Origin of the sequence: Acidovorax sp. Root217 (assembly GCF_001428645.1) — a bacterium.
Lineage (GTDB): Bacteria > Pseudomonadota > Gammaproteobacteria > Burkholderiales > Burkholderiaceae_C > Acidovorax.
In genome coordinates this window covers 83,810-99,740 of sequence record NZ_LMIH01000027.1, presented here as the reverse complement: position 1 = coordinate 99,740, position 15,931 = coordinate 83,810, and the positions used below count along the sequence as shown (strand labels likewise).

The 15,931-nt window shown below is 66.5% G+C and carries 12 protein-coding genes and 1 pseudogene; 11 read left to right on the top strand and 2 right to left on the bottom strand.

The genetic code is table 11. The features are described 5' to 3' along the window. From ASE31_RS32790 to ASE31_RS23740, 11 genes and pseudogenes are all read left to right on the top strand, one after another. Positions 1 to 262, top strand: a pseudogene (locus tag ASE31_RS32790) (type IV pili twitching motility protein PilT); the annotation flags it as partial. 57 nt (positions 263 to 319) lie between these two features. Next, positions 320 to 1,501 (top strand): succinyl-diaminopimelate desuccinylase, encoded by a 1,182-nt coding sequence (gene dapE / locus ASE31_RS23785; protein WP_057204342.1) that lies wholly within the window; start codon positions 320 to 322, stop codon positions 1,499 to 1,501. Then, a complete protein-coding gene (gene prmB, locus ASE31_RS23780; RefSeq protein WP_057204341.1) occupies positions 1,498 to 2,400 on the top strand; it encodes a 50S ribosomal protein L3 N(5)-glutamine methyltransferase in 903 nt (300 codons plus the stop codon). Before dapE ends, prmB begins: the two co-directional genes overlap by 4 nt. Then, entirely contained in the window at positions 2,397 to 3,440 is a 1,044-nt protein-coding gene (locus ASE31_RS23775; protein WP_057204339.1) for a glycosyltransferase family 2 protein, read from the top strand. Before prmB ends, ASE31_RS23775 begins: the two co-directional genes overlap by 4 nt. A gap of 3 nt (positions 3,441 to 3,443) precedes the next feature. Further along, positions 3,444 to 4,898 (top strand): DUF2142 domain-containing protein, encoded by a 1,455-nt coding sequence (locus ASE31_RS23770; protein WP_057204337.1) that lies wholly within the window; start codon positions 3,444 to 3,446, stop codon positions 4,896 to 4,898. A gap of 46 nt (positions 4,899 to 4,944) precedes the next feature. Next, positions 4,945 to 5,292, top strand: a complete 348-nt coding sequence (locus ASE31_RS23765; RefSeq protein WP_057204336.1) for a hypothetical protein — start codon at positions 4,945 to 4,947, stop codon at positions 5,290 to 5,292. An 8-nt stretch (positions 5,293 to 5,300) separates the two neighbouring features. Then, positions 5,301 to 7,853 (top strand): hypothetical protein, encoded by a 2,553-nt coding sequence (locus ASE31_RS23760; protein WP_157412632.1) that lies wholly within the window; start codon positions 5,301 to 5,303, stop codon positions 7,851 to 7,853. A 99-nt stretch (positions 7,854 to 7,952) separates the two neighbouring features. After that, positions 7,953 to 8,441 carry an N-acetyltransferase gene (locus ASE31_RS23755; protein WP_057204333.1) on the top strand — a complete coding sequence of 163 codons (489 nt, stop codon included), beginning with the start codon at positions 7,953 to 7,955 and terminating at the stop codon, positions 8,439 to 8,441. A gap of 11 nt (positions 8,442 to 8,452) precedes the next feature. Continuing rightward, on the top strand, positions 8,453 to 10,519 hold the full coding sequence (locus ASE31_RS23750; protein WP_057204332.1) for an ABC-F family ATP-binding cassette domain-containing protein: 2,067 nt from the start codon (positions 8,453 to 8,455) through the stop codon (positions 10,517 to 10,519). A gap of 736 nt (positions 10,520 to 11,255) precedes the next feature. Continuing rightward, entirely contained in the window at positions 11,256 to 11,915 is a 660-nt protein-coding gene (locus tag ASE31_RS23745; RefSeq protein WP_057204330.1) for a DUF4124 domain-containing protein, read from the top strand. Positions 11,916 to 12,150: 235 nt separating this feature from the next. Next, positions 12,151 to 13,305: an ABC transporter substrate-binding protein gene (locus ASE31_RS23740; RefSeq protein ID WP_057204328.1), complete on the top strand. Its 1,155-nt coding sequence runs from the start codon at positions 12,151 to 12,153 to the stop codon at positions 13,303 to 13,305. Between the two features lie 155 nt (positions 13,306 to 13,460). Here the strand turns inward: ASE31_RS23740 and phbB are convergent, their stop codons facing one another. Both phbB and ASE31_RS32785 read right to left on the bottom strand, forming a co-directional pair. Then, positions 13,461 to 14,198 (bottom strand): acetoacetyl-CoA reductase, encoded by a 738-nt coding sequence (phbB, locus tag ASE31_RS23735; protein ID WP_057204326.1) that lies wholly within the window; start codon positions 14,196 to 14,198, stop codon positions 13,461 to 13,463. A gap of 348 nt (positions 14,199 to 14,546) precedes the next feature. Beyond that, a partial coding sequence (locus ASE31_RS32785) for an AAA family ATPase (protein WP_235514742.1) occupies positions 14,547 to 15,931 on the bottom strand: 1,385 nt, incomplete at its 5' end.

Below are 15,931 nucleotides of genomic sequence, written 5' to 3'. Positions count from 1 at the left end.
CGTCAAGGAAGCCATGGAAAAGTCCATGGCCGAAGGCTCGCAGACCTTCGAGGAAGACCTGGCGCGCATGATCATGGACAAGCGCATCGACAGGAAGGAAGGCATGGCCTTCGCCGATTCGCCCACCAACCTGATGTGGCGACTGCAGAACGACTTCTCGCTGGCGGCCAATGCCGCCAAGGCGCAGAAGGAGTCGCGCGACACGCCCGATGACATGCCCTCGTTCACCGAGATCGTGCTGGACGTGAAGCCAGCCGCCTGAGGCGGGGGCGCGCAGCGCCCCCATGTTCTTTTTGTCTTTGTCCTTTATTTGCCTGCGATGTCCCGTACCCTGCACCTGGCCGAACAGCTGATCTCCCTGCCCTCCATCACCCCCGACGACGCGGGTTGCCTGGAGGTGCTGGCAGCACGGCTCGCCCCCCTGGGCTTCGTGTGCGAGCGCATCGACAGCGGCCCTGACAACTTTCGCGTAAGCAACCTCTGGGCCCGCCGGGCGGGTGCCAATGGTGCTGCCGCCAAGACCCTGGTGTTTGCCGGCCACACCGACGTGGTGCCCACCGGCCCGCTCAGCCAATGGACCAGCGACCCTTTCGTGCCCACGCACCGTGACGGCAAGCTGTTTGGCCGCGGTGCGAGCGACATGAAGACCTCCATCGCCGCCTTCGTGGTGGCCGTGGAAGACTTCCTGGCCGCAACACCCGAACCGCATGTCACCCTGGCCCTGCTGCTCACCAGCGATGAGGAAGGCCCTTCGGTGGATGGCACCAAGGTCGTGGTCGAGCAGCTCAGCGCACGCGGCGAGCGCCTGGACTACTGCATCGTGGGCGAGCCGACCTCGGTGGAGCGCACCGGCGACATGATCAAGAACGGCCGGCGCGGCACGCTGTCGGGCAAGCTCGCGGTGCGCGGCATCCAGGGCCACATTGCCTACCCGCAACTGGCACGCAACCCGATCCACCAGGCCCTGCCGGCGCTGGCTGAACTGGCCGCGACCGAATGGGACCAGGGCAACGCCTTCTTCCCGCCCACCAGCTGGCAGGTCAGCAACGTGCATGGCGGCACCGGTGCCACCAACATCATCCCGGGCGAGGTGGTGTGGGATTTCAACTTCCGCTTCTCGACCGAGTCCACGGCCGAGGGCCTGAAGCAGCGCGTGCACGCCGTGCTCGACGCGCACGGCCTCGACTACGAGCTGCGCTGGACCCTGGGCGGCCAGCCGTTCCTGACGACACCGGGCGAACTGGTCACGGCGGTGCAGCAGGCCATCCTGGCCGAGACGGGCATCACCACCGAACTGTCCACCACGGGCGGCACCAGCGACGGGCGCTTCATCGCCCAGGTCTGCCCCCAGGTGATCGAGATGGGCCCGCCCAACGCCACCATCCACAAGATCGACGAGCACATCGTGGTGGCCGACATCGAGCCGCTCACCAACATCTACCGCCGCACCCTGGACAACCTGCATGCCCAGGCCCTCGCGGCTGCGGCGGTGCCGGCATGAGCGCGGTGCTGAACGGGGGCACCGTGGGTGCCGTGGTGCAGTCCGCCGCCGCCCTGCTGGCATCGGCCGGCCTCGCGTTCGGCCATGGCACCGCCAACGCACACGACGAGGCCGCCTGGCTGGTGCTGTGGCGCCTGGGCCTGCCCCTGGACAGCGATCTGTCGGACGAGCCCGGCTCCATCAGCAGCCAAGATGTCTCGCCGGACCAACTGCGCGAGGTGCAGGCCTTGCTGGACGAGCGCATCAGCACCCGCAAGCCCGCCGCCTACCTCACGCGCGAAGCCTGGCTGCAAGGCGTGTCCTTCTACGTGGACGAGCGCGCCATTGTGCCGCGCAGCTTCATTGCCGAGTTGCTGGCCGACGGCAGCGTGGACGAATTCCTGGGCGAGCACACGCACCGGGTGCTGGACCTGTGCACCGGCAACGGCAGCCTGGCGGTACTGGCCGCCATGGCCTGGCCCGAGATTGCCGTGACGGGCGCCGACATTTCGCCCGATGCCCTGGACGTGGCCCGCATCAACGTGGAACGCCACGGTTTGCAGGATCGCATCACGCTGCAGCTGTCGGACGGTCTCGCCGCCCTGCCCGGCCCCTGGGACCTGATCCTGTGCAACCCGCCGTACGTCAACACCACCAGCATGGCCCAGTTGCCGGCCGAGTATCGGGCCGAGCCCGAGCTGGCCCTGGCTGGGGGCGCGGACGGCATGGATTTCATCCGCCAGTTGCTCAAGGATGCGCCTTCGCGCATGGCCGAAAACGCCGTGCTGCTGCTGGAGATCGGCAACGAGCGCGAGCATTTCGAAGCTGCCTTCCCACGCCTGCCGGTCTACTGGATCGACACCAGCGCCGGCGAAGACCAGGTGCTGCTGATCACCCGGGAGGCGCTGGTCCAGGCATGAACGGCATTTCCACCCCTCTGACCATCACCGCCCCCCTTTCCCTCTCGGTTTCCCCGGCGCCCGTGCGTGTCGCGGTGGTCATTCCCTGCTACAAGGTCACGGCCCACGTGCTGGGCGTCATCGAGCGCATCGGCCCCGAGGTGCAGGGCATCTTTGCGGTGGACGACAAGTGCCCGGCCAACTCCGGCGCCTTCATCCAGCAGAATTGCACCGATCCGCGCGTGCAGGTGGTCTTCAACCCCGAGAACCTGGGTGTGGGCGGTGCCGTGATGCATGGCTACCGCTGCGCCATCGAGGCGGGGTACGACATCATCGTCAAGGTCGATGGCGACGGCCAGATGGACCCGCGCCTGTTGCCCGGCTTCATCGCCCCCATCTTGAACGGCGAGGCCGATTACACCAAGGGCAACCGCTTCTTCGACCTCGAAGAGATCCACCAGATGCCGCGCATGCGCATCTTCGGCAATGCGGCCCTGTCGTTTTTGACCAAGATCTCGTCGGGCTACTGGCAGGTGTTCGACCCCACCAACGGCTACACGGCCATCCACGCGCGCGTGGCCAGCCACCTGCCGTTCGACAAGATCAGCCGCAGGTACTTCTTCGAGACGGACATGCTGTTCAGGTTGAACACCCTGCGCGCCGTGGTGGTGGACGTGCCCATGAACGCGCACTACGCCGACGAGGAAAGCAACCTCAAGATCAGCAAGATCCTGCCCGAGTTCACTGTCAAGCACCTGCGCAACTTCAGCAAGCGGATCTTCTACAACTACTACCTGCGCGACATGTCGCTGGCCTCCATCGAGCTGCCGCTGGGCCTGCTGCTGCTGGGCTTTGGCACCTGTTTCGGCCTGCTGCACTGGATCAGCTCCAGCGCCCACCAGTCCTACTCGTCGGCCGGCACCGTGATGCTGGCGGCCCTGCCCGTCATTGCCGGCCTGCAGTTGCTGCTGGCCTTCATCGGGCACGACATCGCCTCGGTGCCCCAGAAGCCGCTGCACAAGGTGCTGCACAGGAAGATCGATCTCGCCAAGAATGGCTGAAGGATGGGTGTTTCCGTCCAGGCCACCGCCGCGCGCACCGGGACGCGCCACCTGAAATCCCGCATCGACCTGCGCACGGCAGGCCTGCCTGCGCTGGTGGGCGGCTTGCTGCTGGCGCTCGTGGTGGCATGGGGCCTGATGCGGCTGGTACCGGCCTTCCAGTCGCCTGACGAGAATGTGCACCTGCTGCGCGCCGACATGATCGCCCACGGCCAGTGGACCCTGCGCAAGGATGAGCCGGACGAGTTCGGCAACCAGGGCGGCTATGTGGACCGGAACTTCGTGGCGTTCACGTCGCGCATGCGGGCGATCTCCGGCACCGAGCGCGACTACGCGGCTTCGGCCAGCGCACTCATGGCCCAGGCCGCGGGGGAGCGCTGGGCGCACAAGGACCTGTTCGTCAACGCCGTGGGCACGGGCTACTACGCGCCCTTCATCTACCTGCCCCACGCGCTGGGCCTGCGCACCGCGCGCGCGCTCGACCTGTCGATGCGCGCAAGCTACGAGCTGACGCGCCTGCTGGTGGCGGCCACAGCCCTGGGCCTGATCGCATGGGCGTGGCGGCTGTTCACGCCCAATCTGCTGGTGCGCGCGCTGGTGCTGATGCCCATGGCCATGTTCCAGATCATCTCGCCCACCATCGACGGGCTGAGCATCGCCGCAGCGCTGCTGCTGGCCGCACTGTTCTCGGTGCGCTGCATGGCCCCCCGCAGCGACGCGAACCCGCTGCAGGAATACGCGCTCTATGCCTGCATCGTCCTGCTCGTGACTTCCCGCGTCAATCTGGCCCCCCTGCTGCTGCTGCCCCTGTGGCTGCTGGTGCGCAGGTTTTCGGCCGCGCACCTGCTGGCCTGGATCGCGCTCTGCGCGGCCTGCGCCGGCTGGACGCTCTACGGCATCGCCACCACGGCGGACGCGCGCCTGGTGCGCAACCACGCGACCATCGAGATACTGGCGATCTATCTGCAGCACCCACTCGGTTTCACCCGCCTCGTCCTCGATACGCTGCTGGACGGCAAGACCGGGTACTTCTACGCCTATTCCTTCGTCGGCATGATGGGCTGGCTCGATGCGTCCATCACCAAGGATGCGATGAAGGCCGTCTGGTATGGCCTGGCGGTTGCGCTGGCCGCGACCCTCGGGTCGGCGCGCTGGCTGCGGCGTGATGCGGCTGCCCGTGCGCTGCTCCTGCTCGTGGCGCTGGCCAGTTGCGTCCTGGTCTTCCTGGCCCTGGCCATCAGCTGGAACGACTACCCGGTGGCCATCATCAGCGGCGTCCAGGGCCGCTACTTCATTGTGCCCGCCCTGCTGGGCGCCACAGCGCTGGGGCCCATGGGCCATGCGGCCTCGCCCACCCACCGGACCGTGGCCAACGTGCTCACGGCCACCTTCGCCCTGGCTTCGCTCTACATCATGGCCACGACCCTGTCCGAGCGTTACGCCCTGCGGCTCCTTTAACATCGCCGGGCCCCTGCCCGATCACTCCCACCCGAGATCCCGATCCATGTACGTCTATCTTCTGACCATCCTTTGTGTGGTGGGCATCGCCATCGGCCAGATCCTGTTCAAGGTCAGCGCCAATTCCATGAACAAGACCGGCAGCTTCTTCGCCATCGAAACCCTGGCCGTGTTCTTTGCCACCATGGTGCTGTACGGCATCACCTCCATTGGCTGGGTGCTGATATTGCGCAAGGCCGAGCTGGGCAAGGTCTACCCCTTCATGGCCCTGGCCTTCGTCATCGTGCCGCTGGCCAGCCGCTTCTTCTTCGGTGAGCGCTTTGCCCCCAGCTACTTCATCGGCACGGCGCTCATCATGTCGGGCATCGCGGTCACGGTGGCCGCATCCCGATGAGCAGCGCCATGCCGAGGCGCGGGTACCACCTGCATCCGCTGGGCGCCGCCTGGCTTGCCGCTGTGTTCGCGGCGCTGCTGCTCGCCCTGCTGTGGCTGCCGCAGGCCGCCCGCGCCCAGCAGCCCCTGGCCCCCGGCACCTACGGCTTCGTCGACACGGTGGAGTACGACCAGGCCAAAGGCGTCGTGCGCATCACCGGCTGGTGCTATGACTCGCAGAACCAGCGCCTGCCCAAGGACTTCACCGTGCGCATCGGGGACACCGAGAAGCGCATCGCCATTCCCACGCGCAAGACCCGTCCCTCCGTCGCGGTCTACTTCAAGGATGGGGAGAGCATTCCGCTGGAGTTCTCGCTCGAAGTGCGCTACCCGCGCTACCTGGGGGGCGGCGAGCAGCCAGTGGGCGTGATCGCCCGCTTCGACGATACCGCGCGCTTCAACGTCGAGCCATCCTCCCCCGCCGCCGGCAAGGTGCTCGGCCCCGACATTGCCCCGCGGCACTGGCTCATCGCTGCTGCGGTGGCGGCCACCATCGTGCTGCTGCTGCTTGGCGCCACGGGCCGGGTGCTTGACCGCTGCGGCCAGTGGGTCGGTGGCCACAGGCGCATGGTGGCCGGCGGCATTGCCGGCGTCTTCCTGGTGCTCGTGGGCATCGGCGCCACCGGCTCTTCGCTGGAACTGCTGCTGGGCCGCACCGACCAGAGCGAGCACCCTGTGGTATCGGCCGACAGCGCCGTCACCCCCCTGGCGGGCCAGCCACGCGGGGTGCGCTCCGACGAGTGGATGGTGATCACCGCCAGCGCGCTGGCCCAGGCCAGCCACGACCCCCGCTTTCCGGTGATCAACCGCAACCTGGGCCTGGACGGGCAGAACATGCTGGTCATCGGCATGACTGGTGTGCCCGTGCTGCACGTGTCAGCCCTGGCACGCCCGGCCACCTGGGGGTTCTTCGCGCTGCCGCTGGACATGGCGCTGGGCTGGTACTGGTACTTCCCGTTCTTCGCCTGCCTGCTGGCGCTGTGGTGGCTGCTGGACGTGCTGGCCCCCGGCCGCTCTGGGCGCAACCTGGCGCTGTCCTTCGTGTTCTGCTTGGCGCCCTATGCGGCGGGCTGGTCGCAGTGGCCACTGTATGTGGTGTTCTTCCCGTCCGGGGCCCTGGCCGCCGCGCTGCTGATGCTGCGCCAAAAGCCCGGTGCCCGCCTGTGGTGGCTGGCCCTGGCACTGGCCTGGTTCCTGGCCGGGTTTGCGCTGGTGCTTTACCCGCCCTGGCAGATCACCGTGGCCACGCTCTACGCCCTGGTGCTGGCCGCGTGGCTGGCTGACCACCGCCGGCAGGTGGCCTGGAGCTGGCAGACCCCGCTGGCCTTCGGGCTGGCCGCAGTACTCATGGGCGCCCTGCTCTATTTCTGGTGGCACGACGCGCGCGAGGCGATTGCCACCATGCGCAGCACCGTCTACCCCGGCCAGCGCGCGGCGCTGCAGGGGGGCGACCTGTCCCCCCTGGTGCTGCTGCGCGGGTTCAGCAATGCCGATACGCTGTCCAACCTGCAGGGCAGCGTGTTCAACGAGAGCGAGTTCGGTTCGTACTTCCTGCTGCTGCTGGCCACCTGGTTCCTGTGCCTGCGGCAGATCCGGGACAGGAAGCCCTACCCCTGGCTGCTGGCGGCGTGCGCAGCGTTCTCGGCGTTCAGCGTGGTGTTCGGGGTCTGGGGCGTGCCCTTGGCACTGTCCAAGGCCATGTTCTGGCACTACGTGTCGTCGTCGCGCATCGATCTGGCGCTGGCGCTGTCCTGTCTGCTGGTCATGGCGCTGGCGGGTGGCCGCGAGGGGGCGGTGGCTTCACCACGCCCGGCGCGCATGGCGGCCGTGGTGCTGGGCCTGCTGACGGCGGCCCTGGCGGCACTCGTGGTGGCCGGCATTCCCGAAGACTTCTATCCGGGCCTGAGCGTGGCCATGCTGGCCAGCATGGCCGTGGCCGGTGGCTTCATGGCGTACTGGCTGGTGCACGGGAAGGTGGCGCAGTCGATTGCGCTCACCGTGGTGGTGTACGCCATCGCCGTCGCCGACTTCAATCCACTGGGGCTGGCCCCCGCCAAGGTGGCCCTGAACGACACCGTGCAGCGCTATGTGGCAGGCCCGGCATCTGCAGACGGCACCGCGAAGCCCCGGCGGGTGCTGGCCTTGCTGCCCAGCACCTCGCTCGCCATGACGCTCGCCGCGGCGGGTGTTCCCGTGGTGGATGGCGTTTTCTACTACCCCCAGCCCAGCGTGTGGCGCGGCATGCAGTTGCCGGCTGCGGACCAGGACACGGTGAACCGCTACCAGCACCTGACCTTCGTGCAGGAAACCATGCAGGCCCCGGCCGCCTACCGGGTGATCAACCCCACGCCCGACACCGTGCGCGTGATGGTGGACCCGCGGCGCTTCGACTTCGCGCAGACGGGTGCACAGGTGGTGGTGGGCGGTGACCGCATCTTCGAGCTGGGCGAAAACCCCCGCCTGCGCCTGCTGGGCAAGTACGAGGGCTGGGCCTGGTACGAGGTGGCTGGCGCGGCGCCGTAGGCCTCTCTTACAGGGTTTGCCCGGTATCGGCGACAATACCGGGTTGCCTGGGGTGTCGCCGCTCCAGAAAAGCACCCACGCGGACACTGGAACCCGAGCATGCTGCAGATCATCGCAGTCGACACCGAAGACGGCTGGCGGCATTTCAGGGAACTGCTGCTCGAGTATGCACAGCGCGACCATGCCAACGCCGGCCAGAGCAGCATCTGGGCGGACATGGCCGGTCTGCCGGGCCGGTATGCCCATCCTGCCGGTGGTGCGGTTCTTGCCTATCGGCAGGGTGAACTTGCCGCCTGCGGCGCGTTTGCCCCGACAGAAGTGGCTGGCCTGGCCGAGATCAAGCGGCTGTATGTGCGCGAAAGCGCACGCGGCCAGGGCATTGCCCGTGAATTGACGCGGGCCCTGGTGCGGCAGTGTGCGGGCGCGGGTTACGACCGTGCCGGCATCAACACCTGGGACCACAACGAACGCGCGCTGGCGCTGTACCGGCAGATGGGCTTCGGGCCCATCACCCCTTTCAAGGATCATCCGATCCCCAACCTGGTTTACCTGGGCCTTGCGCTGCACGATGCAGCCGAGGCGCCGTGATTGAGTACTGAATGATCAACCTGAAGAACATCGTCCTGCGGCGCGGAGCCAAGGTGCTGCTGGACAGCGTTTCCGTGACCCTGAACCCCGGCGAAAAGGTCGGCCTGGTGGGCCGCAACGGCGCCGGCAAGTCCACACTGTTCGCGCTGCTCAACGGCAGCCTGCACGAGGATGGAGGCGACTTTTCCATCCCCCGCCAGTGGCGCATGGCGCAGGTCGCGCAGAACATGCCCGAGACCGATGAAAGCGCCACCGCCTTCGTGCTGGCCGGCGACACGCGCCTGGCCGAGCTGCACACCCAGTTGGCGCAGCTCGACCAGAGCGATGCCGCGCACGACGACGCCGACCACGGCATGGCCATTGCCCAGGTCTACACCGACCTGGCCGACGCGGGCGACCATGACGCGGTGCCCCGCGCGCAGGCGCTGATCCTGGGCCTGGGGTTCCAGTCGCACGAGCTGGAGCGCCCGGTGAACAGCTTCTCGGGCGGCTGGCGCATGCGCCTGCAACTGGCGCGCGCGCTGATGTGCCCGTCCGACCTGCTGCTGCTGGACGAACCCACCAACCACTTGGATCTGGACGCCCTGGTCTGGCTCGAAGCCTGGCTCAAGAAGTACGCCGGCACCATGATCGTGATCAGCCATGACCGCGAATTCCTGGACGCCGTCACCAACGTCACTTTGCAGATCGACAGCGCCAAGCTCAACCGCTTCGGCGGCAACTACAGCAAGTTCGAAGAACTGCGGTCCCAGCAGATGGAACTGCAACAGGCGGCCTTCTCCAAGCAGCAGGACAAGATCGCCCACCTGCAGAAGTTCATCGACCGCTTCAAGGCCAAGGCCAGCAAGGCCAAGCAGGCGCAAAGCCGGGTCAAGGCCCTGGAGCGCATGGAGAAGGTGGCCCCGCTGCTGGCCGAGGCCGATTTCACCTTCGAGTTCAAGGAGCCCGTGAACCTGCCCAACCCCATGCTGTCCATCAGCGACGCGGCGTTCGGCTACACCACGGACGACGAGATCAAAACCATCCTCACCGGCGTGAGCAAGTCGGTGCTGGCCGGCCAGCGCATCGGCATCCTGGGCGCCAACGGCCAGGGCAAGTCGACCCTGGTCAAGACCATTGCCCGCGAGATGGCGCCCATTGCGGGCACCGTGACCGAGGGCAAGGGCCTGTCCATCGGCTACTTCGCCCAGCAGGAACTGGACGTGCTGCGCCCCGCCGAGAACCCGCTGGAGCACATGATCCGCCTGGCGCGCGACATGGGCGCTGCCGCCCGCGAACCCTCGCGCGAGCAGGACCTGCGCAGCTACCTGGGCAGCTTCAACTTCAGCGGCGACATGGTCAAGCAGGCCGTGGGCACCATGAGCGGTGGTGAAAAAGCCCGCCTGGTGCTGGCCATGATGGTCTGGCAGCGCCCCAACCTGCTGCTGCTGGACGAGCCCACCAACCACCTGGACCTGGCCACGCGCGAGGCGCTGTCCATGGCGCTCAACGAGTTCGAAGGCACCGTCATGCTGGTCAGCCACGACCGGGCGCTGCTGCGCGCCGTGTGCGACGAGTTCTGGCTGGTGGGCCGCGGCGTGGTGGGCCCGTTCGACGGCGACCTGGACGATTACCAGCGCTACCTGCTCGAGGAGGCCAAGCGCCTGCGCGAATACTCGCGCCAGGCCGAAGCGGCTGCCGTGAAGGCGGCGGCCGCCGCCGCGAGCGCTCCTGCGCCCGCCCCCGCACCGGTAGCCGCCCCACCTGCGGTGGTCGCCAAGGCCGCCACACCGGCACCGGCCGCCACGCCTGCGGCAGGGCGCGACCAGCGCAAGCTCGATGCCCAAAGCCGCCAGCAACTGGCCGAGAAGACGCGCCCCCTGAAAAAGGAGCTGGAACAGATCGACCAGCGCCTGGCGACCCTGTCAACCGAGCGCAGCGCACTGGAGCAGACCCTCACCCAAGCCCTGCCGCCAGCCGAGATCGCCGAGTGCGGGCGCCGCCTGAAGGCGGGCCATGACGAGACGGCGCGGCTGGAAGAACGCTGGCTGGAAGTTTCATCAGCGCTTGAAGAAATTTCGGCGGCTTCCGGCGCGTGAAGTGTAAAACCCTGTAAACGATTACCTATGTTTCCAGCTATTGCAACTCGGCAGGCTTGAAATTGTTGCTATGAATTTTGCAGTGCTTGGCGGCGAAAAAACGTTTCCATTTAGGTTGCATTTTTTTGCGAAACGCTGTCAACCAAGCCGGGAGTGAACGCGTTGTTGGTACATCACAGGAGTTTTCCAGTATGAATACCACCGCAATCATGTCCGCCTGGCCCGAAGACGAACGCGACCGCAAGCGCGCCCCGGCCCGCTTCTGAGGGTGTGGCAGCCCCGGTTTCCAAACCGGGCCGCCCCTTCTTTTTGACGATTCCAACCCACTCCACCAGAAAAGCCCCGCCACTGCGGGGTTTTTTGCGTCCAGCCCAGGCCATGACCGCAACGCGCCCTTCGCGGCTGCCGCCACCGCTGCATAGCCCGCTTTCATAGCCCTTCGCGGCGCCCCGGGAGCGTTCAGCGCCCACCTCCCGCTCACCACCTTCGTCCCAGGCCCTGCGCATGCCGTAGCCGGTGGCCTGCCCACGCCTGCGCGGCCGCCACACGCCCGCCGGTGGACACATTGTCAAGCGCTGCTACCGGGCCGGTGGACAAGGCAGAGAACGCCCGCCAGGCCTTGCCGCAGAACAATCCATGCATTGCCCCACCCCACGGTCTCGACACCGGGTCGGGAGGCGGCGCGGCGAGCTCTTTGCTGGCGCCCTAGATTCAATCCATGGAAAGGAAGACCCCGATGCAGATGCAGAACCACCTTTTGGCCCGCACGGCGCGCATCCGGCATGGTCTGCGCTTCGCTGGCGCCGGCCTGCTGCTGGCAGCCCTGCACTGCCTGGCACCGTCCGAAGCCAGCGCACAGACGCGCTACACCTGCCGGGACGACAACGGCAACAACTACACCTCCTCGCGTGCCTGCCCCCAGGGCATGAAGACCACGTCGGTATCGGCAGGGCCCACGGCCAGCGAGTACCGCTCCGAACGCTCGCCCAGCCGGTCGGTGTCCTCCTCGCCCGCACCGGACCACCAGCAGTACATGAGCGAGCGCTGCCGCACGCTGAACGAAACCATGCGATCGGCCTACTCCCGGGGCATCAAGGCCGACGTGCAGGAGGGCATGCGCCGTGAATACAACCGCGACTGCCGTGAAGAAGAGAGCGAAGCCTCCTCCCGCTACGACAGGGAGCGGCGCGAAGCACGCCTGCAGCAGCGCGACGAGGACCGCCAGGCGCAGCAGGCACAGCAGGCGTCGCAGGCCAACGAAGCCCGCCGGGGACAGCAGTGCGCCGAATCGCGCCGCATCCTGAACATCAAGAAGGCGCGCACCGACCTGACGGAAGGCGAGCGCAATGACCTCAAGCGTTTCGAGGATGCCTACCTGGCGCGCTGTGCACGCTGAGCACGTGACCCTGCTCCAGGCCGGGCGGGTCCCGCCGGCAAGGGAACGCACCGGCCATCGCCCCGAGCCACCCGCCTGTCCCTCGCGTTGAAACGTTTTTTGACGTCTGTCACGATTGACCGATAGAATCAGGGTTTTCCCCTATGGTTGCGCTATCCACGCGGCCAGGGCCACTCGGCCACCGCGGTATCCCGTGGCAGCGCCCCTCCTCTTCTTCGATCCATCGCCTCCTTCCATGCAACGTCGCCAGTTCACCCAGTCCCTTCTTGCCACCGCCACCGGTCTCTCGCTCGCCCCCTCGGCATGGGCCGGCCCACAGGACGCCATCGACGCCAAGATGGTCACCATCGGCTGCTCGCTGGGCCTGTCGGGCCCCCTGGCCAGCCTGGGCAAGGAACTCAAGCAGGGCCTGGACGCCGGCATTGCACAGGCCAATGCGCGCAGCGGCGGCACGGGCGGGCGTGAGCTGCGCCTGTTGGCGCTGGACGACGGTTACGATCCAGCACGCTCCGAAGAGAACGTGCGCAAGCTGATTGCCGACGGCAACGTGGCGGCCCTGCTGTCGTGCATGGGCACCAGCAACAACCAGCGCATCATGCCCCTGGTGGACGAGGCGCAGATACCCTACGTGGCCCCGCAGAGCGGCGCATCGTCGCTGCGCAAGCCCGAGTACCGCTCGGTCTTCCACGTGCGTGCCAGCTACTCCGACGAAGCCCAGCGCCTGGCCAAGAAGCTGGTGGCCATGGGCATCACCGACCTGGCCGTGGTCTACCAGGACACCGCGTTCGGCAAGGAATTCCTGGCCGATGTGAACAATGCACTCAAGGCCGTCAACCAGCCCGCGCCCAAGGCCTTCAAGCTCGACGCCAAGGGGGAGCAAGTGGCCACCGTGGTCCAGCAGACCCTGGCATCCAAGCCCATGACGGTGCTGCTCGGCACGGCAGGCGACGTGAGTGCCGCGCTGATCAGCGAATTCCGCAAGGTATCGGCCAGCACGCCTCTGGCGGCCACCAGCGTGGCTTTGAGCGGCGAAAACATCCGCCAGCTGGGCACCAAGGCCGGCGGTCTGGCCCTGTCGATGGTGATGCCCGATGCGTCGCGCACCAGCGTCGCCCTGGTGCGTGACTACCAGCGCGCCATGCGTGCCGTGAACCAGCAGGAATTCTCGTCGCGCAGCTTCGAGGGCTACGTGAACGCCCGCGTGCTGATCGATGGCCTGGACCGCGCCGGCCGCGACCTCAGCCGTGCCAAGCTGCGCTCGGCACTGGCCGGTTTGCGCAGCAACGACCTGGGCGGCTTCACGGTCGACTATGCAGGTGGCGCACCGTATGTCGGTTCCAAGTTCATCGACCTGGGCATCATGGGCTCCAACGGCCGCTTTGTGGGCTAAGGCCTGAACAAAGCTCTTCTGGCGTCGTTGCTGCGCCTTGCCGTACCAGAAGTACTGTCTGCGGCGCAGCGCCTGGCCAGAACCGCTGCGCTGACAGCAAAGAACAAAAAACCCGCCGAGGCGGGTTTTTTGTGGATGGATCCAGCCTCTGGGCATCAGCCCATGTGCAGGCCGCCGTTGACCGAGAAGTCGGCGCCGGTGGCGTAGCCGCCCTCTTCCGAAGCCAGCCAGGCAATGATCGAGGCGATCTCGCTGGGTTCGCCCAGGCGCTTGACGGGCACGGTGGCGACGATCTTTTCCAGCACGTCGGGGCGGATGGCCTTGACCATGTCGGTGCCGATATAGCCCGGGCTCACGGTGTTCACCGTCACGCCCTTGGTGGCCAGCTCCTGCGCCAGGGCCATCGAGAAGCCGTGCATGCCGGCCTTGGCGGCCGAGTAGTTGGTCTGGCCGGCCTGGCCCTTTTCGCCGTTCACGCTGCTGATGTTGACAATGCGGCCCCAGCCCTTTTCCACCATGTCGGCCACCACCTGCTTGGTGACGTTGAACATGCTGTTCAGGTTGGTCTCGATGACGGCATCCCAGTCCTCGCGGGACATCTTGAGAAACATGCGGTCGCGCGTGATGCCGGCGTTGTTCACCAGCACGTCGATGCTGCCGTGTTCGGTCTTAGTCTTGGTGAAGGCTTCCACCGTGGAATCCCAGTCGCCCACATTGCCCACCGATGCGTAGAACGTATAGCCCAGCGCCTTTTGCTCTGCCAGCCACTTGGCATGGTCGCGGGTCGGGCCGCAGCCCGCAATGACCTTGAAGTTTTCCTTGTGCAGGCGCTGGCAGATAGCCGTTCCGATGCCCCCCATGCCGCCGGTGACGTACGCGACTTTCTGGCTCATGTAATTACTCCTTGTTTAGTGATGCGCTCCACGCCACTCTACCCAAGAAATACGGCCCTCCCCTGAAGGAAAACACTGAGCGGCCTTTCTTTTTCATGCAACAAAGCGTGTGATAGCCTGCAGGGTTGCGGGCCCGACGATGCCCGGCGAGCCAGGCGGGGCCTTGTTGTGCGCGGTATTGCGCTGCAATGGGGCAGGCCAGCGCCATGCGCGCGCCACGCACAGGGCATGCAGTCATTGCATGCGCAGGAGCGCGCGGCTGCCAAGGCCAGGCGATCACACCAACGCACCATGAAAAAAAGCCCGCAGCGGGTGCTGCGGGCTTTGGCCATGCATGGGTGCCAGGACTCAATCGGCCGTGGCTTCTTCCGGCTCTGCAGGCTCCGACTTGGCCGAGCGCTCCTTCTTGGGCAGGGGCTGGATGTCGAGCAGCACTTCGGGTGTTTCCACGCCCTTGTCGTCGGTCTTCATCTCGATGTCCACCGTCAGGCGGCCACCCTCGGTCAGGCGTCCGAACAGCAGTTCGTCGGCCAGCGCACGGCGGATGGTGTCCTGGATCAGGCGCTGCATCGGGCGGGCGCCCATCAGCGGATCGAAGCCCTTCTTGGCCAGGTGCTTGCGCAGCGTGTCGGTGAAGGTGACTTCCACCTTCTTCTCGGCCAGCTGGGTTTCGAGCTGCAGCAGGAACTTGTCCACCACGCGCAGGATGATCTGCTCGTCCAGCGCCTTGAAGTTGACGATGGCATCCAGCCGGTTGCGGAACTCGGGCGTGAACAGGCGCTTGATGTCGCCCATCTCGTCGCCCGCCTGGCGCGGGTTGGTGAAGCCGATGGTCGCCTTGTTCATGGTCTCGGCGCCAGCGTTCGTCGTCATGATGATCAGGACGTTGCGGAAGTCGGCCTTGCGGCCGTTGTTGTCCGTCAGCGTGCCATGGTCCATCACCTGCAGCAGCACGTTGAAGATGTCCGGGTGCGCCTTCTCGATTTCGTCGAGCAGCAGCACCGAATGCGGCTTCTTGGTGATGGCTTCGGTCAAGAGGCCACCCTGGTCGAACCCGACATAGCCCGGAGGAGCACCGATCAGGCGGCTCACGGCATGGCGTTCCATGTACTCCGACATGTCGAATCGCAGGAGCTCGATGCCCATGATGTAGGCCAGCTGCTTGGCGGCCTCGGTCTTGCCCACGCCCGTGGGGCCGCTGAACAGGAACGAGCCGATCGGCTTGTCGCCCTTGCCCAGGCCCGAGCGCGCCATCTTCACTGCGCTGGCAAGCACTTCCAGAGCCTTGTCCTGGCCGAAGACCACGCTCTTCAAGTCGCGTTCCAGGGTCTGCAGCTTGCCGCGGTCGTCGTTGGAGACGTTGGCCGGCGGAATACGGGCGATCTTGGCCACGATCTCTTCGATCTCGGCCTTGCCGATGGTCTTCTTGCGCTTGCTCGGCACCATGATGCGCTGGGCAGCACCGGCTTCGTCGATGACGTCGATCGCCTTGTCGGGCAGATGGCGGTCATTGATGTACTTGGCGCTCAGTTCCGCCGCAGCCTGCAGGGCGGCCGCAGCGTATTTCACGCTGTGGTGCTCCTCGAAGCGCGACTTCAGGCCCTTCAGGATGTCGATGGTTTCCTGCACCGTAGGCTCGACCACGTCCACCTTCTGGAAGCGGCGCGACAGCGCAGCGTCCTTTTCGAAGATGCCGCGGTATTCCGTGAAGGTGGTTGCGCCGATGCACTTGA

What these genes read in the sequence shown, in the direction of transcription:
- dapE (WP_057204342.1), top strand. Translation starts at nt 320, where the DNA reads ATGTCCCGTACCCTGCACCTGGCCGAACAGCTGATCTCCCTGCCCTCC.
- prmB (WP_057204341.1), top strand. Translation starts at nt 1,498, where the DNA reads ATGAGCGCGGTGCTGAACGGGGGCACCGTGGGTGCCGTGGTGCAGTCC.
- ASE31_RS23775 (WP_057204339.1), top strand. Translation starts at nt 2,397, where the DNA reads ATGAACGGCATTTCCACCCCTCTGACCATCACCGCCCCCCTTTCCCTC.
- ASE31_RS23770 (WP_057204337.1), top strand. Translation starts at nt 3,444, where the DNA reads ATGGGTGTTTCCGTCCAGGCCACCGCCGCGCGCACCGGGACGCGCCAC.
- ASE31_RS23765 (WP_057204336.1), top strand. Translation starts at nt 4,945, where the DNA reads ATGTACGTCTATCTTCTGACCATCCTTTGTGTGGTGGGCATCGCCATC.
- ASE31_RS23760 (WP_157412632.1), top strand. Translation starts at nt 5,301, where the DNA reads ATGCCGAGGCGCGGGTACCACCTGCATCCGCTGGGCGCCGCCTGGCTT.
- ASE31_RS23755 (WP_057204333.1), top strand. Translation starts at nt 7,953, where the DNA reads ATGCTGCAGATCATCGCAGTCGACACCGAAGACGGCTGGCGGCATTTC.
- ASE31_RS23750 (WP_057204332.1), top strand. Translation starts at nt 8,453, where the DNA reads ATGATCAACCTGAAGAACATCGTCCTGCGGCGCGGAGCCAAGGTGCTG.
- ASE31_RS23745 (WP_057204330.1), top strand. Translation starts at nt 11,256, where the DNA reads ATGCAGATGCAGAACCACCTTTTGGCCCGCACGGCGCGCATCCGGCAT.
- ASE31_RS23740 (WP_057204328.1), top strand. Translation starts at nt 12,151, where the DNA reads ATGCAACGTCGCCAGTTCACCCAGTCCCTTCTTGCCACCGCCACCGGT.
- phbB (WP_057204326.1), bottom strand. Translation starts at nt 14,198, where the DNA reads ATGAGCCAGAAAGTCGCGTACGTCACCGGCGGCATGGGGGGCATCGGA.